Source organism: Methanomicrobia archaeon (genome assembly GCA_016930255.1).
In the GTDB taxonomy this organism is placed as follows: domain Archaea; phylum Halobacteriota; class Syntropharchaeia; order Alkanophagales; family Methanospirareceae; genus JACGMN01.
Map to the genome: position 1 here is coordinate 1 of JAFGHB010000035.1, position 26,485 is coordinate 26,485.

The window sequence follows — 26,485 nt, forward strand, 5'->3', positions numbered from 1 at the left end:
ACTGCGTCACTACCGCCAGGACATAACTCATCACAGACTTATTTCCGATATATATCACGTTGTCTTCTCCAGGCATTTTTGCATCACTACTCTGTATCTATGTGGACGGGTATAGTTAAAGATATTCTTACGAACTCGCAACACCCCCATATTTGCGCAGACCGGCCATACCCGCAGACACCCATCATGCGCCGGGCCAAAACAAAGCAAAGTAAAGAACTTTAGCTCTGTCGGAGTGCGTGCGTGAAAAGCGGTTTTCACTCCTCGCTGCATGTCTTGTACGTGCCGCCGCACACCACGTACTCACGCGCATCACTACCCCTCACCAGTTGATAGTAGGTCTTCTTGTAATAGAGGTCTGTTTCCGCAGGATTGATATAGATGTAATCGACCCAGCCAGTGCCGTTTGCCAGCGCGCCAGCCACGATCTCGTCCCGGAATGGCTTGCCTGAGACGTCGGTCTTACCACGGTAGTTTTCGCCGACGAGCCGGATATTAGCCGCATGAGCGACCATGGTGACATTGGTATCGTAGACGAAGACATAGAGCGCGGGGTTGGTCCCGTCCTTGTAAGGGTGCTCGCCTGCGGAGATCTTCTGGAAGGTACCGGGTGCATCTGAAGCGATCGCAACGGCGGTGAGGTTGACCAGCCGGATAACCGCCTCGTCACTGATCGGCTGCCGGGCGCACTCGACGCCGATATACTTGTACAGAATTCGCTCGTATTCACTGATCCCCTGCGCGTCCTTCTCCTCTGGGATAGCTTCCAGCGCCTGCTGGAACGCGGCAACGAGCGAGTCGGGCGTATCACGGCTGAACGCATAGTAATACTCGTTCGTGTGAATGACATACACGCTCTCGAACTCCTCAGGTCGCGTCGCGTGCTCATGGATGAGATAGTTACCCGAGAGCTTGCCCGTTGCCCAGAGATCGATCTCGCCCTGCTCGAGCGCGTCAATAAAAACCGCGGCGGTCTCTCCGAGCACAAGCTGGTCGTGCTCGACACCAAGCCCGAGCAGGATGGGTATCGAGCTGGTATTCGTAATTACGCCGATCCGGTACTTCTGCAGATCCTCCGGGCTCGTTATCGTGATATTCCTGTCCTTCAGTGCAAAGAGCACGTTATCGCCGCTCACAAACGGGCCGGCCCACTTGAAGAGCTCTGCGCGCTCGTCGAGCCGTGCCATCGAGAAGACCACCGTTCGGTTCCGGGTGAGCACCGCCTGATAGGCCTCCGGCCAGGTCATGAGTCGAACGTCCTCGCGTGTGAGTCCCGTATCCAGCCTCGTGAAGACCGCTTCGAGCAGATCCACGGCAACACCCTGCAGTTGACCTCCTTCCGCCGCCTCGTAGTTCAGTGGCGGGAACTCCTCCGTGAGGTAGGTATAGTACCGCAGGCCGATGGACGGGAGATAACGAGCCATGATTATCTCATAAGTGCTCAGGCCTTCTGCATCCCGCTGCTGCGCCTTCACCGTATCCAGCGCCTGCTGAAAGGATTCCACCACAGTATCGGGTGTATCCTTATTGAATGCGTAATAGAGATCATACTTTTGGAGCGTGTAGACCGCCTTGAAAAACCCGTACTTACCGGTCTGCTCCGCGGTCAGGTAATTGCCTGCCGCTTCGCCATAGCACCAGAGATCGAGTTCACCGTTCTCCAGTTTCTGGATGATCACACCGGGATCCTCATCCGCGACGAGCTGCTCACGTGCTACGCCGAGCGCAAGCAGTTCACCAATTGCGGCATCATCGGTAATCACGCCGATCGTATAGTTATGGGCTTTCAGATCACTGGGCTCGGTAATAGTGATCTCACGGTCGCGCATGGCGAAGAGGACCTTCTCTTCTGTGTAAATGGGCCCAACCCACGTGAACGACGCTTCGCGTTCCGGCAGCCGGACCGTGGAGAAGAGAACGGTGTTCTTCTGCGTGAGTGCGGTTTGGTACCCCTCACTCCACGGCAGAAGCTGTAGCTGCTCATCGGAAACCTGCATACCCATACTCTCCGTCATCGCTTCCAGGAGTTCGACCGAGATACCCTGAAGCTGACCCCCCTCATGGTAATTGAAGGGCGGATACGTCTCGGTCATAAAGGTGAGGTCTTCCGGCCCCGGGACCCTGACCAAGAATAGAGTAGAAATGACAAGGCCGAGCACAACCACCACGCCGATGATGCTAATGACGAGCTTCTTCTTCGCCATGCTCCAGCTTCACGTTCTGAAAGAGGGGGTGTGGTTAAAAATAACCAGACGGTCAAAACGCCTAGTCGGGGAGAAACGAATCAAGATAGAATAAATACGAAGCATCCCTTTGTAAAGGCTGATGGCATACATTACCGAGCACCACTGCATCACCATCTTCGCCCAGGACCAGTGGAAGGAGAAGTTCAAAGCATCATTGAACGCAGGGGTAAAGGACGGCTTCTGGCGGGCTACGGGCCACGCCGATTGCCACGTCTGCTGCACCTGCGAGATCTGCCGGGGGCTTTCGGAGATGTTCGATCCGCTAAACGCGTCCGAGTACAACAACGTCTGCAACCTGTGCCTGCTCATTCACGAGTACTTCAAGAAGCGACTTGGCGGTTCCGACGGCCTCATTCTCATGGCACACTGGGCCTTGATCCCGGACGACCTCGTGGCTCTCCTCTTCCAGGACAGCCATATCAAGAAAGTCTTTGTGCTGAACCACGTCTTCGAGGGCCGGCCCAAGGAGGTAACTGCCGATTCACCCCTAACGCTGACGGAGCACCTGCAGCAGAAACGCCTCTCACGATCGGATTACCTCGCCCTGGACCAGAAAGATGATAACGTCGTCTACGAGATCATCCGTGACGAGTATCTGAAGGTACAGAACTGAATGATTCTTCATTCAGATCTTGCTCGGATTGATTGTAGCGTGGCTAAACGTAGCGTGGCGAGGAATGGTAACAAGTGTTTAGTTTTTAAACACCAGGAGTTGTCTTAATGATCACGACGGGCAACCCTGGATTCTGGGGATGCCGGTCTGGGACTCATATACCTGATATGCTAATTGGCCTGGTGAATCGCGATAGATAAGTGGAAGAAAAAAAAGAGGGTGATCGATCATGCCTGTATGTCCGTATTGTAAACAGCAGCTCTCATTAAAAGACGTTAAAAGAGAAGTGGTCGGTAAAGGGTTCCTCAAACAGGAGATCATGTACTCCTGCCCGTACTGCGGTGCCGTCTTAGGATTCAGTCGGGGTAACTACGGCTAACTGGAAGGAAGCAAAGAGAAAAAGAAGGAAGGGGAAAGCAAATGGACGAAAAGGGTTTACTAATCGGAATCACCGGCGGTGTAGGATTAGGGCTGTTGCTGGGCAGTGAGTTCTCCGGGACATATGCGACGATAGCGGGGGCGCTATGTATTGTGGTATCTCTGTTCTTTATGGGTGTGCCCTCATATAAGGGAAAAGAGAAATAAGAACCGATGTCGATACGAGAAATCGGGTGTTGTGGTGCATATTGTAAGACGTGCCTTGCCTTACTTGACAAAACGTGTCGTGGTTGTAAATTGGGCTATGAAAACGGTGAAAGAGACCTCAACAAGGCTAAATGTAAGATCAAGGTATGCTGCTTCAAGGAGGGGGGATATGAAACCTGTGCCGATTGCCCTGAATATTCATCGTGTAGCATAATGCAAGAGTTTCATAGCAAAAACGGCTATAAATACAAGAAATATAAGCAATCAATCGAATTTATTCGAAAGAATGGCTATACAAAATTTTTAGAGAGAACTATTAACTGGAAAGGTCCTTATGGTAAACTCGAATAAAATCCTTCTGCGAATTGAAGAGGGTTCTTAATCTCTAACGGGATAGGGGATATACCTAAAAATATAAAAGGGTAGAATGTTAATAACAGGTCCAAGATGAAAAAAGTTGTTGTGCCCGGGATTGTGGCTGGAGCGTTTATGCTTGCTGTTGGCATGGCTTTTGGCTGGCTGCTCAATATGGTATTCCCATCGGTAGCTGTAGAGTACAGTAATGTAGCGTTATTTCGGCCATGGTCTGATCCTCTCATGTCGCTCTACTTCGCGGCTCCATTCATCCTTGGAATTGTACTCGCTCTAATCTGGAACAAGACCAAAGTTTTAATTCAAGGTCCTACAGGAAGAAGAGGCATGCATTTCGGGTTCTTCTACTGGCTTCTTACCATTTCAGGCATGGTAATCACCTACAGCAGCTTCCAAATCTCGCTGGTAATGGCCGTTTCATGGAGCGTAAGCATATTGGTCCAGGCAATCTGCGCAGGCATAGTCCTTGCACGGCTGAACGAGTAGTTCCGCTTTTTTTGAAAAATGCGTAGTCACAATTCTTCGCGTAATTGTAAGCGCTACCAGCCTCGCACATGAAAACGTGACGATGTTCAATATGGGCGCGTCGTGGAATGACGATCCGATCGTTATAGAGGCGTTAAAGGCGTGGATAGAGGCGGTGCTTTAACCTTGGGACTACTGATCCTTCGTGCTCCCGCCGGGTAGAATACTGGTAAGGAGGGCCAGGATCGGGCCGATCACAAGCCCCGCCCAGATGAAGAGGCCGATGATGCCGAGGACTGCTATAACGACCCTCTCTTTTGCCGCTACGGGAGCACGTAGGCGCAGGGCGAGCCGCAGGAGTGAAATACCGACGATGATAGGCAGCAAGGCGAAGATAAGAGTAACGACGACCGCAGCGGTCACGGAGGTTTGGTTCAGAGCGATGCCCATCTGCGTGAGCGTGATGCCACCGCTTCCTATATAAAGCAGCCCAGCAAGGCACCCGAGCCAGCCAGGTGGGCTCACTGTGCGTCGCGGCCAGAAGAGGAGCGCGAATCCAATGATAACGAGAGCAAGCAGGGGTGCCAGGATAACGGCCAGGGACTGCCCTTCCCAGCGGTGCACACCGAGCACATCCAGAGGCACGCGTATCCATTCCACCAACGAGAAATCCTCACGGTAGCCGATCGCCAGCCCATACCGCCCACTGTTTGTCGGCTCATAAACGGCAACGTAATACGTGCCCGCTGCGGTGACTGCGGTATCAACATCGGCGAGCTCATAGAGCGCCGACGGTGTGAAGGGCTCGTAACTCCCCCGATCGGGACGCTGTCCTTCTACCACTCGCGCATCCAACCCCGCAGGCACGGTAACAAATGCGGGTACGGTACCCTGCGGTTCGATGCCGGGCCCCATAACCACCAGCCCGGGTGTAAAGGCGCTTTCACGGGGTGTGAAGAGTGAAAGCCGCAGCCGCTGGCCCTGCTCCATCTCGAACTCAAAATAGTTGGCCATACCGCCGTCGTGGAGTTCAGCGTAGACCGCCCAGGATTTGAGCGGGTCGTGAATGTGCGTAGCGGTCTCGATCGCCTCGTTATCGCCCGTCGTGATAGGCACGTGCGCCTGCGCAACCGTCAGCAGCATAATGCAGAGCAAAGAGATACCACACCAGAGTGCGGACCTCAAGAACCTCATGCTCAACTATTTGCGCTTTCGAAAGTTAAAGTTTTCGCTGGCAACGGGCGGTCAGTCAACTTGCTGGGCGTTGAAGATCTCTACTCAATTTCGCCGTCCAGTACTCTGTATCTCTCGCCAGATACAAGAGTGTGCTCTGGGCAGTCTTGCATTTACCCTGTATTTGCTCAGAATCGGTTTGGCGAATCCTTCCTTCAAGAACCCGTAAATCGTAGTATACTCGGGATGAGCAGCTATTTTTTCAGCATTTAGAAGGCAGCGAAGCATGACCAAACATCGGTATCGCCCAGATTTACGGATAAGCGAAGTTTTCGTGTTTTTTAACATTTAGAAGGATAATCGAACGTGAGTTTGGGTATTCTCAGTCAGTATTACCTCCTACATAGAGATAATTTTATCTCGCGAGTCGCTGCATTATCCCCTTAACGTACTCGTCCGCGTTGAGATCCACCGTCTCGAACTCCTTAAACTTCTGCAGCACCTGCTCCTCTATCCTCTTCAGACCATTTGAAGTGCGCGCCTCCATCCTCACTATGATTACGGGCGATGTATTTGACCGGCGTATAAGCGCCCAGCCCCTTTCATCCACAAAATCGATCTTAACCCCGTCGATGTCGTTCCCCTGTTCGTCAACCCGTCGTTTGTACAGCTCAGGATGAGCAGCAGCAAGCTCGCGGTAATAAGTCTCCACGGCATCACTCACTCGCTCCTTCTCCTCATCGTTCACCACAGGAATCCGTATCTCCGGCGTGTTCACGTACCGTCTCACAAAGTCCGCAAGCAGCTCGTCAACCACTTCCGCTGATTTCCCAGAACGCAACTCCTCAGCAGTCAACAGTAACAGCTCCGAGAACGCAAATACCGCGTCGTCTGCACGGTTGTTCTTTGCGAAATACACATGGCCCGACATCTCTCCGCCTGCTACGGCACCCATCTCATGCATCTTCGTTTTGATAAACGAAAAACCGGTCTTACACTCGACCGGTATACCCCCATTCTCTGTTATTATCTCACGTATCGCGTCGGAGCATTTGGTATCGTACACGATTGCGCCGCGCGGATGCTCTTTCAAAATGTGCTTGCAGAGCAGTGCGAGGATCTGCTCGCCGATGATCATACTGCCGCTCGGCGAGACTGCACCCGCCCGGTCGCCGTCGCAGTCTGAAGAAAGCCCGATGTGCACACCTTTGCGGACAACCTCGGCATGCAGATCTTCTAGGAACCGCGGTATCGTGGGATCGGGCAGATGGTGCGGGAAATTACCGTCCGGCTCGCTGTAAAGCTCAAAGACCTCGGCACCCAAATCCCTGAAGAGGGGCGGGGCGATCACACCGGTCGTTCCGTTGCCCGCGTCGTACGCGATTTTCAAGCCTGCCAACGGCTTTCTTTTAGTCGGTGGTAAACGGTCAAGTTCTTGCCGCGCGGTGACAAGTGCACCCTTTAACGTGAGGTTTCCGGAAAGTGATTGCAACGCTAGCGCTTCCCAGCGGTCTCGTAAAATAATGTTCGCCGTGATCATCGCGTGATAATCCGGCAGCACATCCACCTCCTCAAGCTCGCCTTTTTCTGATCTTTCGAAGCTGAGCTTGCCCTTTTCAAACGCTTCCCCAGACTTCAGAACGGTTTCCAGCATCTCGCGTACGTGATGCTCCGCAGCGCTTTCCGAGCCAAGGGTGAACTTGAAGCCGTTCCATTCCTTCTCCAGGTGGCTCGCGGTCACTTCCACGCCGCCGTCCGCATTGAAGAGCCAGGTCGCGAAATACATCAAGGGCGTCGAGCTAACCTTCTCTGCAGGTGCAATGTCAATGACATGGACGCCTTTGCTCAGAAGAACCTCGATAAAAGCGGCCTTTACACGCGGGCCGCTGTTCCGCACGTCCTTTCCCACCACGACTCGCAGCTCCTGCGGGTCCTTACCGCGATACTTTCGCAGCAATTCAACGTAAGCCAAACCGGTTAACCGGCAAAAATCGTCGGTAAGCTGCGATGCGGCCAAGCCCCTAATATCATTCGCCCGATAGGCAGTTCTGTCTATTATCATCCCGTGTTTTAAACCTTACTTCTCATCCAATCCCACTAACAAACATTCCTCAGAATTGCTATTACTGAGCACATACTTGTAACCACTATAGTTTTTTCATTTTCATGAAGTATCCAATTATTCATATCCCTCCCAACAATGGTACTTTCTTCAACATTTTTTCAAACGAACAAGGTCTCTTCCGACTAGATTAGAACTGCCTTTGCATGACGGACATGGACATAGATGTTCGTGGAAATTTTCGTTTCCAACCCATATCTCATCACAGTTTAATAAGTGGAGTACATGATAATGGTACATATCTCTTTTGGAATTTAATGTTAGATCCTTTTTCAATGCAGAAGTGAAACTATCAATCCAGATTTCGTATTGCTCTTCATATTCTTCTTGTGATAAGGTTTCATTCACAAGTATATTTACACTCTTCTTTTCTTTCAAGAAACTACCGTCAATTTTATGATAGCCCCAATAAGGGAGTATCTTTGAGATATCTATTGTCAAGATACCCTCTTCAGGTGTCAACATGCGTCTATAATTATCAAATTTTTCATTCATTGCTTTTATTAGTTTATTACAAAATTCGGTTCGGCTACAATCTTGGTCTATTTTAGCAGCAACGTCAGTTAAAAAGAAGATCCACTTAGCGTTATACCTGGTTTCTGCAATGTGCTTGAGTGCTTGAACAAATAGCGGGGTTATCTCGTGTGGTTGTGATTCATCTCTCATCTGTTCAATTTTTTTAAGAGGATATTGAATATATTTCAACATTACATCTATGGCCTCATCTACACAGTCCGATGTGGTAAAAAATTCGCATTTATTTACCCTATTTTCCAACCATATTCGATTATAAACTGAATTTGAAAACGGGGAAACCACTACGAGTGGCATCAATGATGAGGTTTCTATTCCTATCCTTTTGACTTTTTCCATCGTAACGGTTCCCGTATTAATTATCTCGAAGTTTTAAATTTTCCACAATTCTTTGATATATTCCGGGTTTATATCCAAAATACGCTCCTATGTCTCGATAGGGTGGCCGCGGTAGTTCAAGCCGTTGTGTCATATCCGCTGTCAAATAGTACATCCAATAATCATCAAATACATCCGCACCGCAATTTGAAAAAATACCCCTTCCTTCTCTTAGTTCCTCTATATTTGTCGTCGAGCCGATGTCTCTGCTGTTGTCATACCAAGGTCGATCAGTAGCAATTTTATACTTCTCCTGCAGGATAAATTCAATATCCTTCATCACAGGCAGAATTTTTCCAAGATCTTCAATAGAGTAGCAGATCTTATATTCATCTATGCGTTCATCCTGCTTTGTGTAGATAACTCCAAGCACATAATGCTTCTTGTACTCCTTGTAGGGGAACGTAATATTCTTTCTACCGGTTCTATTCCGAAAATAGCCCGTGAATGCCCCAAGTGTGAATCCCGAAACTGTGGTTTCTGAGGTTCGATAGGTGCTCTTTATATCCAAGGCTACCTTATCGCCGTTATTCTTGTCAATAAAACTGAGGTCGGGGTAAAAGTTCTGCTCCCTGCTTAAAATGAGGTCAAAATTATTCTCTCTCGCGAACTGCTGGATTTTTGGGAATAGCATGATCTCTAAAACCTTTGAAATCACTTTTGTATCCAGAGAGATCGTATAGACATTCTTAAAAATGTCAACAAAGCCTTTTACCGTCCAATTACCTTCAGAATCCTGGATATCGGAAAGATATTGATTTAGATACTCTAAGAACCTCTCTCTAAAGTCGTCTTTATCTGTCGTCATCATTTATCACCATAACCTTCGACATTAATAAAACGAGCGCATATTACTTCCCCTTCTCCATTCAACGTAAATCCATCCACACACGCCGGCACCACCACCGTCTCCAATGGCCTCAATTCTACCTCGTTCACCTTCGTTTTAAGCGTAACCAGCCCCTGCATACCGGTGACCACACAGAGTCTTGCTCCCGTATCGACGTTCATGTCACCATGCACCTTAAACCGCCTCAATTCAAAATTATCGCCCCGCAAAAGCTGATAATCCTCGAATCCGGCCTCTGTACGCAGAAGTTCAGGCTCTTTCTTTAAGTCCCTGCCGCGTGCTTCCTCATCCAATTTCAACACAGTCATCGCATCCTTCAAATGCAATTTCCTACCCCGACCATAATCGTAGAGCCTGAAGGTTCTTTCAGAAGCTGTACTAATCTCATAGATCCTCGTACCAGCCCCTAATGCATGAATGACACCAGCAGGGATATGGTAAGTATCACCGACCTGTGCATCAAACGTATGCAAGTAAGAAAGTGGCCGTTCACTCTTAAAGCCAAGATAAATACGCGCAGCTCGTGCCGCCTCAAGGACATGCCAGGCCTCCTCTTTACCGAATGCATCACCCATCAAGCTCGCATACGTATCGTCTGGATGTACCTGCACGGAGAGGTTCTCATCCGCCCGGATTATCTTTATAATCAGTGGAAATGTATCGCTCGAGGGAGCGCCTGATCCGAAAAGCTGTTCAGGGAACAGCAACGTCAGGTCATCAAGGGTCAGGTCGTGCTCCAGCTCCTGCTCCAGCTCAGCATAATTCCGTGGCGATGCACACCACAGCTCGTAGCCCCACGGCTTCGGCTCCACGAACGGCTTTATCGTAAAAGGACGTTCAACAAAGGGTCTTAATGCTTCGTCGCCGGAAATCCGCGTCTTCGCCACGCACTCAAATCGCTTCTTCGTCGTCTCCTTCTCATCGTCCGAAACGCCCTTCAGCAGTTCCGCTACGTCACAAAGCGAAAATTCATTCTCGGGCAGGCACGTGTGCCACCACCTATCCTTCGCTCCTTTCTCCGCGCCTATCCGTATCGTAAGCCGTATTTTGCCTTTTCGCGGATGGAACACGTCCGCCACCACGCAGTCCTCCACGTCGAGTTCCCCCTCGTCAACCACATTGTAAATAACGCATCGCTTACCTCTCACACGGTTCAGCGTCGAGTTGAAGACGCAGGATTGTTCGAGTTCTGCGTAGGTCGCCCTCGAATGCACGACTACGCTCTCATTTACCGACCCCTCTTCAAACTCCACATGCTCATAGATCGAACCGGAAACGTCACAGCCATCTTTAACTGCGCTGACCTCAACACCTAAAAAATCGCGCATTCTCCGCCCGACTTCGTCATCTCCCAGAAGCTTCATCATACTCTTGTAATAATTCTTGTTCGTCCCAAAATCCTCCCAGATCGTCCTCTCGCTTAACGGATAGCTCTTTATCAGTGCGCGAGGCTCTGCACGTGTGAGTTCGCCCCGTATCCTTTCCGCACGCTCGCGGAGCCAATCGCTAGCCTCGTACTCGGGCGAAATCCAGGTCTGCCACAGCTCGTCTGAATTGAACATGCCCTCCCGTGCAGCGAGCGCATCACTAAACGCATCGAGCATGCTTTCCGCCGCAACGCCGCTCAGCGCGAACATGCCCATATTCACCATCACCTCGCCGCCCCACTTCTCTACCAGCAGCTTCGCCACGTCGTAGTTCCGTGTGTCCTCGAAATCGAGCAACTCGCACCCGTCATCCTCCTCCGCACCTGCGTCCGCATCCACGTCCGCATCCGCAGACCGGACTATCTGGATCCCATAGGTACTCGCAATCTCCTCGGTAAGCTCGGTCTTCAAGCCGAAGAGCATAACGTGCGTCCTCTCCGCACAGGCCCGTATATCCTCCGCGCGATCATCGAATAGCAGGAACTGATCGCCCCACGTGACCAGAATACGCGACGGTATCGCGTAATCCTGAAACTGCTTTATCACGCCCTCCAGGAGCGTGAGCTTGGGCACTTCAATGAGCGCCTTGTTCTTCACCGTCCTCGTGAGCAGGTTTCTGGTGCCTTCGCCCGCGGTATGCACGATAAGCACGCTTTTACCGCGCTTCACCTCATCCACCAGGTCCTGCCCTATCGCCTTACTCGCGTTCTCGATCGCGAAGAGCGTGCCAAGTCCATTACCCGCACGACCATGCCAGGCACTCTCGTAAACCAGCACGAAGATAGAATCGCGGAGTACGTCCTTTCTGAACGGCGTGCACGCCAATTTCCGGGCGTCTGAATCGTTAGTAACAACCACCACAATATAATCGAACATTTATTCCCGCCAATTTTTTATACATGGCAATCACATTTAAATGTAGCCCCTACTGAATGAAAATGAAGATAAAAGCGAAAATTACGATAAGCGGCGAAAATGCCGAGTTAGCAGCGATTCCTCTGATGCACGATAATACGGATACGATGAAGACGGTTGTAACGGAGAAAAACGCAGTCACCTGCTTCGAATCCGAGAAGATCGGGTCGGTTATAGCGAGCGTGGACGATTATTTGATGAATGCCAAGGTGGCAGAGGATATCGTAAAATTGGCGGTGGATGAAGATGACGAACGAGAGTGAAGAAGAAAAGCCAATGGATATGGAATTCGAGTTGAAAGCCGCTCTGAAATGCAGCGGAAGTCTCAGCGGAGTGGTGGACCCGTCGGAGATAGAAAAGTTCGTCACTTCTTGTAACACGGACTTATTAAGACGAGGTGCGCCACCAGGATGCGGCGCGGAGATTGTAAAATGGAACGTTGCCGAGGATCAAATAGAGCTTAAAATAGTCTCTGACCGTTTTGTACGGGCACATGACGCGCTGCTTCGAGTGAAGAAAGAGCTTGGTAAACTGTTAGGGAAGCACCGTATAGGAATACGCGGTATTGAGGTCGAGAAATATAAGATTGCGCTGGAATGGAAAGTGGAAGGAGAACTAAAGATACATAAATTACCGTTTGTCAAAGAAATAAGGCAAGAAAAAGAGCGTTTGGAGCTCTTACTCGATGTTGACGAATCCGCATTAGATAAAAGAATCCCGGATCGACTCATACGCTTAGTAGAGGATAAGAGAGACGCGGCTCGATGGAAGGGTAAATCTGAGCACTGGGAATTGCTCTTCGAGAGTGATAAGAAGCCATTCCATTTCGATAAAGACCCCACGGAAGAGATGCTGCAGCGGGGTTGGATACAGCATGCCGCGGGCAGAGGTCAGTACATCTACGGGCCGCAGTTGACCAAGATCTTCCGGGCGTTTGAGAAGATACTGCTTGACGAGATTTTAATGCCGTTGAGCTATAAAGAAATGATCTTCCCAAAATTCGTTGCCTGGGACGTCTGGAAACGGTCGGGCCACGCGAAGGGGATCTACCCGGAAGCGTACTACGTTTGCACGCCAAAGACGCGCGATCCCGAATACTGGGAGGACGTGATGGACTATTTCAAGGTGACGAACGAAGTCCCCGTCGATATGATCATGGGCAAGATAGAGAACGTTGGCGGGATGTGCTACGCGCAATGCCCGCCTTTTTGGGTCTTCCTCCAGGGTAAAATCCTGTCGAACGAAACGCTGCCGATCAAGGTCTTCGATCGCTCCGGGACCTCGTACCGCTATGAGAGCGGCGGCCTTCACGGTATCGAGCGGCTCGATGAGTTTCATCGCGTGGAGATCGTATGGATCGGGGATAAGCAGCAGACGATCGCGCACTCAAAGGAGTTGCGGGAGATGTATCGCCACATATTTAATGATATCCTTGACATCGAGTGGCGTGAGGCCTGGGTAACCCCGTGGTTCATGGCGCAGGAGGGCAAAGCCGGCCTGGCTGAATTGAAAGAGGTCGGAACCGTGGACTACGAAGCGGTCCTGCCGTACAGCGACAAATGGCTGGAATTTCAGAATGTGAGCGTGAACGGTGACAAATATCCGAAAGGCTTTAGCGTGAAGCTACAGAGCGGTGAGGAATTGTGGTCGGGCTGCTCAGGCGTGGGCTTGGAGCGTTGGGCTGCGGTTTTCCTCGCGCAGAAAGGGCTGGACGCCGAGAACTGGCCTGAGAAGTTCAAAGCGGTCGTTGGCGAGCTGCCTGAGGTATTTAGCTTCCTTTAAACCTTGTACCTACAGTAAGTAAGAGGTGATTTGGATGGATAAGAAGGGCGGAGAGAAAGTGAAAGTGAAAAAGAACGAGAAGGAAATACTGCGGATATTGGAAGGGAACGCACGGCAGAGTGATGCGGAGATCGCACGGATGACTGGCATGACCGCGACTGAAGTGAAGGAGAGCATCGCGGATCTGGAACGCAGAGGGATCATCAGGAGATATAAAGCGGTGATAAACTACGAAAAAGCTGGAGTAGAGATCGTGCAAGCGCTAATAGACGTTCATGTCACTCCCGAACGTGATACGGGCTATGATTCTGTTGCGAAACGGATTGCCCGGTTCCCTGAAGTCAAATCGGTGCGGCTTGTCTCCGGCGAGTACGATCTTTTGGTACTGGTGACGGGGAAGACGATGCAAGAAGTCGCGTATTTCGTTGCGGAGAAGATAGCACCGCTGGAACAAGTTCGTAACACGCTGACCCATTTCTTACTCAAGACATACAAGGAGAACGGCGAGATATACGGCGATGAGGAGCAGAGTAAACGATTGGCCGTGACGCTGTAATTGTACGTGTAATTGTAACTGTAACCATAATCATAACCGTAATTGTAATGTAAAAACGCAAAATCCAAACCGTGCAATAACGAAACACTTTTTATTCTTACGAAGACTAGAGGAGCTACGAGGAACATGGGCATGAGGTCTGATAGCGTTGCCGAGCGGGTAAGGCAAATGAAGGGATCGGGTATACGGGAGTTCTTCGATATCGCACAGCAGATGGAAGGGGCGATTTCGTTGGGTGTCGGCGAGCCTGATTTCGTAACGCCCTGGCGCATACGGGAAGCGTGCATATTCTCTTTGGAGAAAGGATACACCTCGTATACGTCTAATTGGGGGCTGCTCGAATTACGCGAGGCACTTTCTGATTCGATTCATAAAGAGACCGGAGTGCATTACGAGCCCGAAGGCGAGCTGCTGATAACCACGGGCGTGAGTGAAGCGGCTGATCTGGCACTTCGCGCTCTTATCAATCCCGACGACGAGGTGATACTGCACGAGCCTTCCTATGTGAGTTACAAGCCGTGTACGGCATTCGCTGGCGGGACTACCGTATGCGTACCTACCAGCGTTGAGGACGAATTCAAGGTGCGAGCGGAACAAATCGAGGAGAAGATAACGGATCGCACGAAGGCGATTATCCTGAGTTATCCAAACAATCCCACCGGCGCAACCTTGAGCAGGAAAGAGCTGGAAGAGATAGCCGATGTGGTGACTGAGCACGATTTGCTCGTTATATCCGACGAGGTCTACGACAAGTTGACTTACGAAGGTACGCACACGTGCTTCGCGTCACTCAATGGGATGAAAGAGCGAACGATACTGCTGAATGGCTTCTCGAAGGCTTACGCCATGACCGGCTGGCGATTGGGCTACGCGGCAGGTAATAAAGAGATCATCGAAGCGATGATGAAGATCCATCAATATATAATGATGTGTGCACCAATTACCGCGCAGATGGCGGCGATCGAAGCGTTGCGTTGCGAGGACGAGGTGGAGCAGATGGTAAGCGAATACAACAGAAGGCGGCGAGTGATGGTGGACGGGCTGAATACCCTTGGCTTGAGCTGTTTCGAGCCCAAGGGTGCATTTTATACCTTCCCTTCTATTGAACGCACCGGGCTCACCTCGGAAGAGTTCGCAAAGCGACTGCTCTTTGAGGAGAAAGTGGTCGTCATACCCGGAAGCGTATTTGGTGCGTGTGGCGAAGGGTTCGTGAGGTGTGCTTACGCAGTATCGCAGTACGAACTAAAGGAGGCTTTGGAGAGGATAGAACGATTCGTGGGCGGGATCAGGTAATAGAATACTGCACGAATAAGCATCCTTTCCGGAGAAGGGTTGGTTGGATTGAAATGATAGAGATATGTATATACGGAAGAGGAGGGCAAGGAGGAGTCACCCTAGCAGAGGTGGTCGCGCATGCAGCTATCCGAGAGGGTAAGCATGCACAGTCAATGCCTGCTTTTGGGCCTGAGCGACGGGGCGCACCGGTGCTCGCCTTTTTACGTGTGGATGAAGCGGAGCGGGTAAAAATAAGGACGGAGATCGCAGAACCAGACGTGTTAGTCGTGCTTGACCCGGGGTTGCTTCAAGTGGGCGATGTCGTTTCGCGGCTTAAGAAGGACGGAACGGCGGTGATCAATACGAAGAAATCGCATGACGAGATGAAAGCGGGAATCAATGCGGGACGCCTGGCGACGGTGGATGCAATGAGTATCGCGAAGGAGGTTTTAGGACTACCTATCGTCAATACGACCATGCTTGGCGCGCTGATAAAGGCGACGGAAATAGTCGGGCTGGAATCCCTGGAGGAGCCGCTGAACGAGCGATTCGGAAAAATTGCCGCGAAGAACATCGAAGCGATGAAGAGAGCGTACGAGGAGACGGTGGTACGTTAGAGGTGAGGTGAGCAACACAACGCGAGCGTAGGTATTCATTCAGATTGAAGATGCGGTGTTAGAGATGGATGGAGAAAAAATGAGTGGTAAACAAAAAGGGTGGAAAGATTTAAAACTCGGCTGTGTGGTTACCGAGCCCGGCAGTGCATCGTCGACAAAAACGGGCGAGTGGCGGTCAGAGCGGCCGATTCGTGACAATACGAAATGCATGAAGTGCGGGGCGTGTTATCTGTACTGCCCGGAAGGATGCATAAACGAGGACGAGGACGGATTCTTCGCGACCGAATTGTATTATTGCAAGGGATGCGGTATTTGCGCACATGAATGCCCGCGCGGAGTCATAACGATGATTGAGGAAGAGGAGGAATAGGCGAGTTGCGTAACGCCTACGAATCCGAATCAGATCAAATCAAAAGAAAATGGGAGGATCTATCTGATATAAAATGCCAGAAGGAAAACGAGTAGGTTTGGAAGGTTCCTTTGCTGTTGCGGAAGCGGTGCGGATGGCAAACGCCGATGTCATCTCGGCATATCCAATTACACCACAGACACACATTGTAGAGCGCCTGGCGGAGATGATCGCCGATGGCGAGTTGAATGCGGAATTCATCTGTGTGGAATCGGAGCATTCCGCGATGAGCGCTTGTGTGGGTGCTTCGGCGGCGGGCGCACGGGTTTTTACCTGCTCTGCAGGCCAGGGTCTAGAATTAATGCATGAGGTTCTGTACATACCAGCATCTATGCGGCTCCCGGTAGTCGCGGTGGCAGCGAACAGAGCATTATCCGCACCTCTTTCGGTGTGGTGTGATCATTCGGACGCCATGGCCCTTCGGGACATAGGTTGGATCCAAATGTTCGCGGAGAATAATCAGCAAGCATTCGACCTCACGGTCTGCGCTTTTAAGATCGCAGAGGATAAGGACGTCTTGTTTCCTACAATGGTGCACATTGACGGCTTTTATCTCTCGCACGTGATCGAGGACATGGTGCTGCCGGAGGACGAAGCGGTAGTGAATTTTATCCCGGACTTCGCATATCCGTTTGCGTTAGATCCCGAGAACCCGGTGAGCATGGGCTGTTACGCACCGCCTTTTATCTATCCCGAGGCGAAGAAGGCGCAGGAAGTGGATTTCGAGAACGCGAAGTCCACGATACTGGAGACATGGAAGGAGTTCGGAGAGACCTTCGGCAGGTCGTACGCGCCGGTTGAGACGTACAGGATGGGAGATGCGAGTTCCGCGCTGCTGACAATGGGAAGCAGTAGTGAGACCGCAATGCTGGCCGTGGACGAGCTGCGAGCAGAAGGGAAGGATGTCGGCCTTATACGGTTACGTTTGTGGCGGCCGTTCCCGTTCGCGGAGTTGCGAGAGGCGGTAAAGGATCTCGAACTTCTCGTGGTGATGGATCGTGCCATATCATTCGGCATGGGCGGTCCCGTGACTTCGGAGGTGAAATCAGCACTGTACGATATGCGAACTAATCTGAAGATCGTGGAGTTCATTGCAGGAATCGGTGGCCGGGACATCCCGATAGAAGATTTCAAATACATGTTAACGCACGCTCCAGAGCGAGCGAATGCCGTAGAACGAGGCGAGGATATCGCAGCCAGAATGATAGGGGTGAGAGAATAATGATAGAAGGAGGAAGAGCAGAGATGGAGCGAGAAGAGGCTTTGTTTGCGCCGCGATTGATCACAACGGAAGAGATCTTCGCTCCGGGGCATCGTGCCTGTATCGGTTGCGGAGAGGCGCTCGCGGCTCGACATGTGTGCAAAGCCCTCGGGGACAATGTCATCATTATTAACGCTACGGGCTGCCTGGAGATCTTCTCATCACTGTTGCCGCTAACCTCATGGACGGTGCCCTGGATTCACACGCTATTCGAGAATGTGGGCGCGGTAATGTCCGGCGTTGAATCCGCATATAAAGCGCGGATACGAAAGGGAAAAATCCCTGATCGAGGCGTTAAATTCGTGGGGTTCGGTGGCGACGGTGCCACTACCGATATCGGCTTACAAGCGCTCTCAGGCGCGATGGAGCGCGGGCATGACTTCCTTTATTGCTGCTTTGACAACGAGGCGTACATGAACACGGGCATTCAGCGGTCTTCGTCTACACCGTACGGTGCGTGGACAACGACCGCGCCGGTGGGCAAGCAGAGCATCGGACAGGTGACCTGGAAGAAGAACATGCCTGAGATCGCGGTTGCGCATAAAATACCGTACGTGGCGACGGCGTGCCCCTCGTATCCCTTTGACTTGCTGGATAAGGTGAAGAAGGGTTTGGAAATGAAAGGCCCCGCGTATATCCATGTATTGTCCGTCTGCCCGACAGGCTGGCGATCGTCACCGGATCAAACGATAGAAATCGGCCGTCTGGCGGTGGAGACCGGCATATTCCCGCTTTACGAAGTGGTCAACGGCGAGTACCGCGTAACCGTCGATGTACCGCAATTGAAGCCCGTGAAGGGTTATATGAAGCACCAGAGACGGTTCCGGCACCTTACCGATGAGATCGTCGAGGAGATACAGGCGAGAGTGACGAAGGAGTATGAAGAACTGCGAGAGAAGGCGGGGGTGAAATAAAATGGCACGAGAAGCGAATCCCGGCGAAGCGAGCGCGAAAATACAGGACTATGTGCGGCTACCCACGTTTTTAGAATGCGGCTTTGGCAACCTGACGAATGACGTAACAGCGAAGCGAATCTGCTGCCTCTGCGGCACGTGCGCAGCGTTTTGTGATAAAATTGCGATAACCGGTGACGAGACGGGCAAGAAGGAGCCGCGGTTCGTTGAGGACTACGATACGGTATGCGGGCTGTGTTATACGTTCTGCCCACGGACGTTCCTACCACTGGCCGAAATCGAGTGGCGATTATTCGGCGAGACACGTGCTGCAGGAGATGACGGCGAGGTTCTTGGCGTTTATCGCAGCGGTTTCTCGGCTCGCGCGACGAAGGCTGATACACTGAATGAAGGACAAGATGGTGGTGTGGTCACTTCTCTTCTTGCGTATGCGCTCGACGAAGGTATCATCGATTGCAGCGTGATTACGACCGCTGACGAGCAATGGCGGCCGATGACGAAGTTAGCACGCACGCACGAGGACTTGAAGGCTGGTGCAGGCACGAAATACACACTTCATCCGGGCGTAACCGGTGTACGAGACGCGATAAAAGCCGGCTGCGAGAAAATAGGGTTCGTCGGGCTACCCTGCCAAATGCAGGGACTGAGAAAAGTGCAAACGGCGGAACAGCCCTATGATGTGGGCGTAAATAAGGTGAAATTGTCAATCGGCCTCTTCTGCATGGAGAATTTTACAGAGGCACTGCTGGCGTTCGTGGCGCGGAAGTGCGCCAGCGGCTCGTTGGAAGGCGTGAACAAGTTCAACATAAAGGGTAAAGAGCTGTTAATCACCGAAGAGGAGACATTCAGTATCCCGTTAGAGGATATAGAGCGCTACATCGGCGAGGGCTGCCTGGTTTGCATGGATTATACCGCGGAACTCGCGGATATCTCCGTCGGCTCGGTTGGCTCGGAAGACGGTTGGTCAACGGTCTTCGCTCGCACGGCGCAAGGAGAGGAACTCGTTAAAGCCGCGGCTGAGAAGGACTATATCGAACTAAAAGAGTTGGACGAGAAAGGGGTGGGATCGTTAACGAAACTGGCGAAGCGGAAGAAAGAGAACGGCATGAAGCGGAGCGCGTGAATAATCGCACGTAAATCGGAACGCCTTCAGTAAGTAATGCAGACTTGTTGCGTAATAAAAGCGACGAGATGAAAAAATGGGCAAACCAATAGCGATATCGGTAACGACAATACTGATTCTCTGCATAGCTGTAAGTGTATTACCGTTATCCGTTGGCACTCGATTTTCGGCAGTGACCGACGATAACCGCGATGAGGGAAGCGTAGAAGATACTAAAATACTCCAGTTGGCTCCTCTAAGCCCTAACTCTACGAATTATGTCGAGACCACCCCCGATGAGTTTTACGGTTATATCCCTCCTCCTGTGGATTTAAGCCACCTGTCTGAGCGTCCCGTCGACAAGTCTGAGGTATCTGCTTTGTCGCTTCCCAGCAGCTTTGACTGGAGAGATTATGGCAAAGTGACCCCGGTCAAGAACCAGAACCCCTGCGGAACCTGTTGGATTTTCGGACCTACTTCAGTACTGGAATCGGCAGTACTCATAGGCGAAAGCGAAGCATTTGATTTTTCAGAGCAGAGCGTAGCCTTGTGCGTTGACCGTTCTTGGACTTATCTGTATAAAGGCGTGACAGATCCCTGCCTTGCAGGTGGCTGGGGTTGGCTTGCCAGCGAGGTTTTTATCAAGAAAGGTGCTGTTTTGGAATCATGCAATCCCTACGACACTTCAGGTTTGCGCTGTGATGGATCCTGTGTGTGTGATGAGTGCCCTCCGATTAAGAATGCTGATGGGTACAGACTGGTAACGAATGACGGGTCACAAATCGATCTGATAAAAAATGCGATCTATAATCAGGGCCCGGTTACAATGGCGTTCTATTACAACTCAGGCGGAGTATATTCGGTTGGACCGTGGGGAACTATTTATGACTTCTATCCCTGTGAGGTAGATGCAAATCACATGGTATCAATCGTTGGCTGGGATGATGACGTCCCGCATCCCGACCCAGACCATACGGGCACAGGAGCCTGGATTGCCAAAAACAGTTGGGGGACCGGTTGGGGAAATAATGGCTTCTTCTACCTTGCATACGACTCAAGTTGTGTCACTGAAGTAGCCTATCTAACGTATAGAGATTACGACCAGCATGAAGAACTGCTTTACTGGGATGAGGCAGGCTTCACTGATTCTGTGGGGTACATTGACAGCAGTGCCTGGATGGCAAGTGTCTTTACTGCAGCCCAATCCGGGAATTTGACCCACGTTGACTTCTGGACGACGAGCAGCAATGCCCGGTATGAGATCCGCGTTTGGGATGGTTATTTTGGAAGTGAGCTTGCCCGCCAGACTGGTGGCTGCCAAGAGTTGGGTTATTACTCTATACCACTGAGCGCGCCAGTTTCACTCGATGCTGATCAGCAATTTACAATAGGCGTCAAGATGATCACGCTGGGCTATGGTTATCCCATACCCGTTGAATCAAAATATTTTGGCGATGTTAGCCCCCCCATACAATCCGGTGTGAGCTTTGTAAGGCATACGGCTAGCGATTCTTGGGAAGATCTGGCAATTTACGACTGGAACGCCTGTCTCCGTGCCAGAATAGTAGGGGGAGTCCCGGATATCTCTGTCGAGCCAATCAGCTTCGATGTGTCATTGAATCAGAGCGATACGTGGAACGATATTCTGGAGATTGGCAACGATGGCAATGAAACGCTCACCTATAGTATAACAGATAACGACTCGTGGCTGGATGAGAACCCAAAATCAGGTTCTGTTCCTCCCGGTGAATACGATAACATAACCGTTACGATAGATACAACGGGTCTTCCTGTTGATGAGTACTATGCAAATATCACCATCACGAATAATGACCCTGACGAAAATCCCGTGATGATTCCTGTGCATTTGTCGGTTAGCCCACCAGAAGACGACGAGTTCGACACCGGCACGGGCACGTATCCGAGCATATCGGGAACGCACACAGGTACAATCACACCGATATATGATATTAATGTCTCCCGTATGTACACCTATCCCTGCGTGGGTACCGGCGGGCATACCGAGTCTGTCCACATTTGGGGAAATGGCGTGGACGAGAACGCTTCATGGGCCGGTTACAGTGGCGATTGGCATAACATAACCTTCAGCGCTCCCTTCACGCTCAAAACAGGAAAGACGTACAACTATGAAATAACCACAGGCTCGTACCCCCAGATCATACATGCAGCCAGCAAGCCAGTGACCGGCGGAACAATCGCCTGGGACTCATTTGTTGATGTCAACGGAAATGAGCACAGTAACTGGATACTCGCGATGCGATTAGAATAGAACAGAACAGGACGGCGCAAACTAAAAACTAAAGCGGAGCGCGCTCTTCATTTCCGTTTCTATTGTATCCGTAAATGTTCAACCTCACGGTCATCCAGCGGTGCTGCGACTATCCTCTGTTTCGCCGCTTCATTCCAGTATTCCACCAGTACCTCTTCACCGCTCGCTACATCTGAATATCGTGCCGTCAGCCGTGCCGCGAGTTCGATCGTCTCCTTCTCGTTGGTCTGTTCCAAAATCGTTATCGGACTCCCATAACCTGGGACCTCAAACGCATAATCTTCGGGATTCTTCAGCTCTAACAGGAGCTCATTTTCCGCTTCGTTTCGTCCCACAACGATTTTTGAGGAAGCCACTCGGAAATGCCTGCCTATTCGTAGGAACTCGATCTCTCTCGTCGTTACGTGCTCTTCATGCTCGAACAAATCCTTGACCTTCGATGCGAATTCCTTGTGGGTCAAGAGACACCCGCCTGATGGCGAGGGATACGCATTCTCCAAACCAAATTCGTGGGCGAGCGCAATCTGCGGCTTTCGGCTCTTCCCGCTTATGGCCAAAAGTGCGCTCCGATCTATCCAGCCTTCACGCTCCGGAATCGTCTCCGATAGGAGCTTTGCGGAAAGCGGTCTCACGATCAGCCCCTCTAATCTGGACTCTTCTTCTTCAAGCATTAATGCCTTTCGATACTGGCTCATTGGTCGCTCACCGAGTACATCACCGGTAACGACGAATTTCGCGCCGATTTCCTTCGCTATCCGTTTCGCTTCACGCAGCATATAGATCCGGCAATCGATGCAGGGGTTCATGCCCGAGCCGTAGCCGTACTTCGGGTTTCGTATAACCTCAAGATAGTCGTCGCCGACTTCTACTCGTATCTGCGGAATGCCGAACCGTTCTGCCGTCTTACCCGCATAATCCCCCTTCTCGGCAACGACCGGCAGGATAAACGTCACGGCGATAACCTCTATACCTTGATCTAGGACCAACTTCGTTGCTAATATCGAATCCAATCCGCCGGATAATAACGCTAAGGCTTTCATTACGCTTCTTCTCGGTAACTAACACTTTCGATGGTGCTTTATAGGTAGCCAAAAACCATCTCCTGCAGACATACCTTCAACTTTCCCAGTGAAAAACCTGACACTATCATTCTTAGCTAGTTATCCTGAGTTATCACGATTTAATTCAGTCATCTACGGACTCAGTAAGGCCTTCTTTCCACATGCATCTGTAAATTCGACACACATCATTGCTACCGACCAAATTAAATAACGATTCATGGGTGATCTACCGAGTAGCAGGGCTGAAATAAAGTTCCGTTACACGAACAGGAACATCCAAGCGTACAGCGCGAACACGGGGAAGAAAAATAAGGCCCAAACCCAGCGCTTCCAGCTCTTTACCTCTTTGCCGTCCATCGGCGTTATTGGCAGCATCTCATAGACTGCCATGATAAACGCGACGTTAAAACCTGCCAGACCTATAGAACCCAAGAAGCCCCCGTAATCAGCAAGCAGCCAGAAGAGCAGCACCATGATAAAGCTTAATACCGGGCCTGAAAGGGCTATTTTCCCGCGCTGGTCCTGTGTTGGCTCGCCATAGAGAATAGTCTTACCGGGAACTGCAAACACGGTTCCAAAGAGAACGGAAGTTATTGCCACGGCAATCATACCGACCGCGGAAGTTCTAAACTCGGACTCCACTCCAAAGCGGTGCGAGGTAAAGTTGTGCATGAACTCATGAACGATCAACACCAGCCCAGCACCGATCAGGTATGCCGGGAGATTCTCTAAAAAGAGCGATGCGGGGCTCACGGCCCAGGCCATAAAAGCGCCAAAGAGCACAAAAGAGGCGATTATATGCATGAATTCAATCCGACTCAACCCGAGCAAAGCAATCTTATTGAGGCCACGAGGGATTTGTTTGTAGCTGGCCTTCTCGAGGAGCACTTCCTCGCCGATTTCCTCGACGGCCGTTTGGGTGAACTTTCTGAGAAAAGCGAGGAGTTTTGTACCGAGGCCCGCAAGCGCGATACCGGTTGTTGCAGCGGCAACTGGAACAGCTTCCGGCGGTATTACTTCCATCATTGGTACCGTCTTGTCCGGGACAAACTTGAAACCATAGATGGTTCCGCACAGTACTGCTGCGCCGGCAGAGGTTGCATTTTGGATGCCTAGTATGACAATCTTAGGCCGGCTGGTTTTCCGCTCAAAATCATAGACGCCTTGTTCGTAAAGTTCCGTGCTGATCCGGTTGTGCGTTGGACCACCGATTAAAATCAAATTATAGTCGTAAATGGACTTGCCATTATAGGCTGTGTCAGTATCCTGAATTTGGGGTACTCCCGGGTATTCAGCCAGTATGGTGGGATAGTACTTCTTCTCAACGGCGTCAAGGTGTGAACCAATCACAATGAGGGGGTTTGGCAGATGTTGTGAGAACGGATTTCCCTCCATGATGATTAATCCGCTTTCAAGCTCTGCTTGGTACTTCTCCAGTACAGCCGCTTGCTCCTGGGTGAGATCCGTATCATCGGCAGGCTGAGCAGCAGCAACCGCTATGGAAAGCAGCAACAGAGCCACTACCACTAGTAACCAGCGCTTCATGGCATACTCTTTGAACTACCTAGTATAAATTGTTTTCGCTTCTTGTTTAGGGGCACTTCTCACTTCCTTCCCCTTGGTCGGTACTTTCTCAATGGCTAACGAGCAGAGCAGGCCCTGTGCGCACCTGAAGTAAAGGAAAACCTTATATAAAGATAGGAGATCTCACAATGTGAGAGAGGGACCTTTTAGTGCGGGGACGCTATTACCAGCAAATAGTCTCCTTCTTCCAGCTCAGCATCAGGCGAAAAAACAAAAATAAACTCACCGTTTTTATACACCGCGATTACCTTTTCATTTTCATTCAGTGAGATGTCTGATAACGGCATTTTTTTATCTACTTTTATCTGATTCACGTTAAATCCTTCGACCGCTGACGTTGCTTGCACAATGAACTCTGCAACTACGGGCTCGGTAACCGCATGAGCAAGCAATCGCCCACTTATCTCCGCGTAGGATATTATATGGTTGATTCCCGCTCCTTGCATCATTTCCTTATGTTCTTGCGCCTCGCAGGTTGCAACGATCTCGATAGCAGGATTCCGTCTACGAGCTGAGAGCGCGGTCATTATCGTCTCAGAATCGTTATCCAGCATTATCATCAGTGTCTTTGCATCTTTAATACTACATCGTTCCAGCGTCTCACTCTTTGTCGGGTCGCCGCTGACATGAGATATCCCCTGAGCGTTCAACGCCGTTTGATCCAGATCGCTACCTACCACTAAAAACGCTTCATTATCAGTTTCAAGCTCTTTTATCGCCTCTTCTGCTTTCGCGTTCCATCCCACAATTATCGTATGGCTCTTCATCTTCAGCGATCCCGATCCGAATAATCTTTTTAATTGCGTTTTAGTAGAAAAAGATACGAGTTGCTCGAATACATACGCGATGGTGCCTATACCCCCCAGCGCAACCAGCACAAAGGTAACGCGACCACCTATCGTTTTGGGTGTATAATCCCCGTATCCCACGGTTGTAATGGTCACGATAACCCAATAAACGGCATCCCATATTCCGGTTACTCCCGCACTGCCTCTTTCAAAATAGTAGAATGCGAAGGAGCCGAATACGAGCACAGCCATGAGTAACGAGAGTAGAAAAAGCTTGTCCTCGTATTTTTCCAAGTGTAAAGCCCGTAATCTTCTTATCAGCCAGAGTAACATGGTAGCGTATGTATATACTGAAATAGTATCGGGTTGTTAAGTTATTTACTAACAGATGCGGTATGATTTTTCGGGGGCAGGTCATGGTGCTATCACGTCACGCGCAAGCCCGATGGGCGAGATCGCAAAGCGGACGACGCATAATAAGTGGAGGCGGTGGACTTCGCGGGGGTCAGGAAACGCGAAGCGATTATGAAAAGCCACATTAGCTACGCGCTCTAATATTCTCATGGTGAAGGTAACTCATGAAGCGAATACTCGGCGTTGTGGGCAGTCCACGGCGAAACGGTAATACGCATATTCTTGTATCAAAAATACTTGAAGGTGCACAGGTAGAAGGCGCTATCTGCGACATCCTCTTCCTCAATGATCTGCACATCCGGGAGTGCGACGGCTGTCATACCTGCTGGAAGGGCAAACCGTGTAGTAAGAGCGATGATATGAATGCCATTTATCCAACGCTCATTGAAAGCGACGTGATTATCTTTGGCACACCGGTCTACTGGTACGGGCCGACGGCATTGATAAAAGGATTTATCGACCGCTTTGTCTACTTCAATTGCCCCGAGCATCGGGCACAAATCGAAGGTAAATCGGCGGTGCTCGCGGTGCCCTTTGAAGAAGAGGATCCGGAAACCGCCGCGCTTTTGATCGCCTTCTTTGAGAAGAGTCTTCGGTACGTGCAAATGAACCTCATTGGAAGCGTCATCGTCCCTGGCGTTGGCCGGAAAGGCAAGATTGCGGAAAAAACGGCGAGCCTATCGGAAGCCTACGACCTCGGGAGAGTAGTGGCAAAACATATACCGGACCGGGAGTATACTACGTTTTAGAGA

Annotated in this window: 24 protein-coding genes; 15 read left to right on the plus strand and 9 right to left on the minus strand. The window is 50.7% G+C overall.

Annotated features, from left to right (window positions below; genetic code table 11):
• Positions 1-257: 257 nt before the first annotated feature.
• The gene (locus JW878_05380; protein MBN1762492.1) at positions 258-2,204 is read right to left on the minus strand and encodes a transporter substrate-binding domain-containing protein; all 1,947 of its coding nucleotides are present in this window, start codon (positions 2,202-2,204) and stop codon (positions 258-260) included.
• Between the two features lie 121 nt (positions 2,205-2,325).
• On the opposite strand from JW878_05380, the gene JW878_05385 reads away from it, so the two are divergent.
• The 4 genes from JW878_05385 (at position 2,326) to JW878_05400 (ending at position 4,302) form a co-directional block, all read left to right on the plus strand.
• On the plus strand, positions 2,326-2,859 hold the full coding sequence (locus tag JW878_05385; GenBank protein ID MBN1762493.1) for a hypothetical protein: 534 nt from the start codon (positions 2,326-2,328) through the stop codon (positions 2,857-2,859).
• Positions 2,860-3,088: 229 nt separating this feature from the next.
• Positions 3,089-3,238 carry a hypothetical protein gene (locus JW878_05390; GenBank protein ID MBN1762494.1) on the plus strand — a complete coding sequence of 50 codons (150 nt, stop codon included), beginning with the start codon at positions 3,089-3,091 and terminating at the stop codon, positions 3,236-3,238.
• 41 nt (positions 3,239-3,279) lie between these two features.
• Positions 3,280-3,444, plus strand: a complete 165-nt coding sequence (locus JW878_05395) for a hypothetical protein (GenBank protein MBN1762495.1) — start codon at positions 3,280-3,282, stop codon at positions 3,442-3,444.
• Positions 3,445-3,918: 474 nt separating this feature from the next.
• The gene (locus tag JW878_05400; GenBank protein ID MBN1762496.1) at positions 3,919-4,302 is read left to right on the plus strand and encodes a hypothetical protein; all 384 of its coding nucleotides are present in this window, start codon (positions 3,919-3,921) and stop codon (positions 4,300-4,302) included.
• Between the two features lie 171 nt (positions 4,303-4,473).
• On the opposite strand, the gene JW878_05405 is transcribed toward JW878_05400, so the two are convergent.
• The 5 genes from JW878_05405 to JW878_05425 all read right to left on the minus strand — a co-directional run bounded on the left by JW878_05405 (position 4,474) and on the right by JW878_05425 (position 11,641).
• Positions 4,474-5,475, minus strand: coding sequence for a hypothetical protein (locus JW878_05405; GenBank protein MBN1762497.1), 1,002 nt, complete (start codon positions 5,473-5,475; stop codon positions 4,474-4,476).
• A 394-nt stretch (positions 5,476-5,869) separates the two neighbouring features.
• A complete protein-coding gene (locus JW878_05410) occupies positions 5,870-7,516 on the minus strand; it encodes a phosphomannomutase/phosphoglucomutase (protein ID MBN1762498.1) in 1,647 nt (548 codons plus the stop codon).
• A gap of 150 nt (positions 7,517-7,666) precedes the next feature.
• Positions 7,667-8,449, minus strand: coding sequence for a hypothetical protein (locus JW878_05415; GenBank protein ID MBN1762499.1), 783 nt, complete (start codon positions 8,447-8,449; stop codon positions 7,667-7,669).
• A gap of 16 nt (positions 8,450-8,465) precedes the next feature.
• Positions 8,466-9,296, minus strand: a complete 831-nt coding sequence (locus JW878_05420) for a restriction endonuclease (GenBank protein MBN1762500.1) — start codon at positions 9,294-9,296, stop codon at positions 8,466-8,468.
• Positions 9,296-11,641 carry a hypothetical protein gene (locus tag JW878_05425; protein ID MBN1762501.1) on the minus strand — a complete coding sequence of 782 codons (2,346 nt, stop codon included), beginning with the start codon at positions 11,639-11,641 and terminating at the stop codon, positions 9,296-9,298. Before JW878_05425 ends, JW878_05420 begins: the two co-directional genes overlap by 1 nt.
• A 56-nt stretch (positions 11,642-11,697) precedes the next feature.
• Between JW878_05425 and JW878_05430 the strand changes: the two genes are divergently transcribed.
• From JW878_05430 to JW878_05475, 10 genes are all read left to right on the plus strand, one after another.
• Positions 11,698-11,943, plus strand: coding sequence for a hypothetical protein (locus JW878_05430; GenBank protein ID MBN1762502.1), 246 nt, complete (start codon positions 11,698-11,700; stop codon positions 11,941-11,943).
• A 13-nt stretch (positions 11,944-11,956) separates the two neighbouring features.
• Entirely contained in the window at positions 11,957-13,462 is a 1,506-nt protein-coding gene (locus JW878_05435; protein MBN1762503.1) for a serine--tRNA ligase, read from the plus strand.
• Positions 13,463-13,496: 34 nt separating this feature from the next.
• Positions 13,497-14,018, plus strand: a complete 522-nt coding sequence (locus JW878_05440; protein ID MBN1762504.1) for an Lrp/AsnC family transcriptional regulator — start codon at positions 13,497-13,499, stop codon at positions 14,016-14,018.
• A gap of 132 nt (positions 14,019-14,150) precedes the next feature.
• Positions 14,151-15,311, plus strand: a complete 1,161-nt coding sequence (locus JW878_05445; GenBank protein ID MBN1762505.1) for an aminotransferase class I/II-fold pyridoxal phosphate-dependent enzyme — start codon at positions 14,151-14,153, stop codon at positions 15,309-15,311.
• A gap of 53 nt (positions 15,312-15,364) precedes the next feature.
• Positions 15,365-15,910 (plus strand): 2-oxoacid:acceptor oxidoreductase family protein, encoded by a 546-nt coding sequence (locus tag JW878_05450; protein ID MBN1762506.1) that lies wholly within the window; start codon positions 15,365-15,367, stop codon positions 15,908-15,910.
• Between the two features lie 79 nt (positions 15,911-15,989).
• Entirely contained in the window at positions 15,990-16,280 is a 291-nt protein-coding gene (locus JW878_05455; GenBank protein ID MBN1762507.1) for a 4Fe-4S binding protein, read from the plus strand.
• A 73-nt stretch (positions 16,281-16,353) separates the two neighbouring features.
• Positions 16,354-17,541, plus strand: a complete 1,188-nt coding sequence (gene porA / locus JW878_05460; GenBank protein ID MBN1762508.1) for a pyruvate ferredoxin oxidoreductase — start codon at positions 16,354-16,356, stop codon at positions 17,539-17,541.
• On the plus strand, positions 17,541-18,494 hold the full coding sequence (locus tag JW878_05465; protein MBN1762509.1) for a pyruvate synthase subunit beta: 954 nt from the start codon (positions 17,541-17,543) through the stop codon (positions 18,492-18,494). Before porA ends, JW878_05465 begins: the two co-directional genes overlap by 1 nt.
• A 1-nt stretch (position 18,495) precedes the next feature.
• Entirely contained in the window at positions 18,496-19,617 is a 1,122-nt protein-coding gene (locus JW878_05470) for a Coenzyme F420 hydrogenase/dehydrogenase, beta subunit C-terminal domain (GenBank protein ID MBN1762510.1), read from the plus strand.
• A 76-nt stretch (positions 19,618-19,693) separates the two neighbouring features.
• Positions 19,694-21,886 carry a hypothetical protein gene (locus tag JW878_05475; protein ID MBN1762511.1) on the plus strand — a complete coding sequence of 731 codons (2,193 nt, stop codon included), beginning with the start codon at positions 19,694-19,696 and terminating at the stop codon, positions 21,884-21,886.
• A 59-nt stretch (positions 21,887-21,945) separates the two neighbouring features.
• Here the strand turns inward: JW878_05475 and JW878_05480 are convergent, their stop codons facing one another.
• The 3 genes from JW878_05480 to JW878_05490 form a co-directional block, all read right to left on the minus strand.
• The gene (locus JW878_05480) at positions 21,946-22,926 is read right to left on the minus strand and encodes a hypothetical protein (protein ID MBN1762512.1); all 981 of its coding nucleotides are present in this window, start codon (positions 22,924-22,926) and stop codon (positions 21,946-21,948) included.
• Between the two features lie 279 nt (positions 22,927-23,205).
• Positions 23,206-24,492: a hypothetical protein gene (locus JW878_05485; GenBank protein MBN1762513.1), complete on the minus strand. Its 1,287-nt coding sequence runs from the start codon at positions 24,490-24,492 to the stop codon at positions 23,206-23,208.
• A 185-nt stretch (positions 24,493-24,677) separates the two neighbouring features.
• Positions 24,678-25,571: an NAD-binding protein gene (locus JW878_05490; GenBank protein MBN1762514.1), complete on the minus strand. Its 894-nt coding sequence runs from the start codon at positions 25,569-25,571 to the stop codon at positions 24,678-24,680.
• A 326-nt stretch (positions 25,572-25,897) separates the two neighbouring features.
• Between JW878_05490 and JW878_05495 the strand changes: the two genes are divergently transcribed.
• Positions 25,898-26,482 carry a flavodoxin family protein gene (locus JW878_05495; GenBank protein ID MBN1762515.1) on the plus strand — a complete coding sequence of 195 codons (585 nt, stop codon included), beginning with the start codon at positions 25,898-25,900 and terminating at the stop codon, positions 26,480-26,482.
• Positions 26,483-26,485 lie beyond the last annotated feature (3 nt).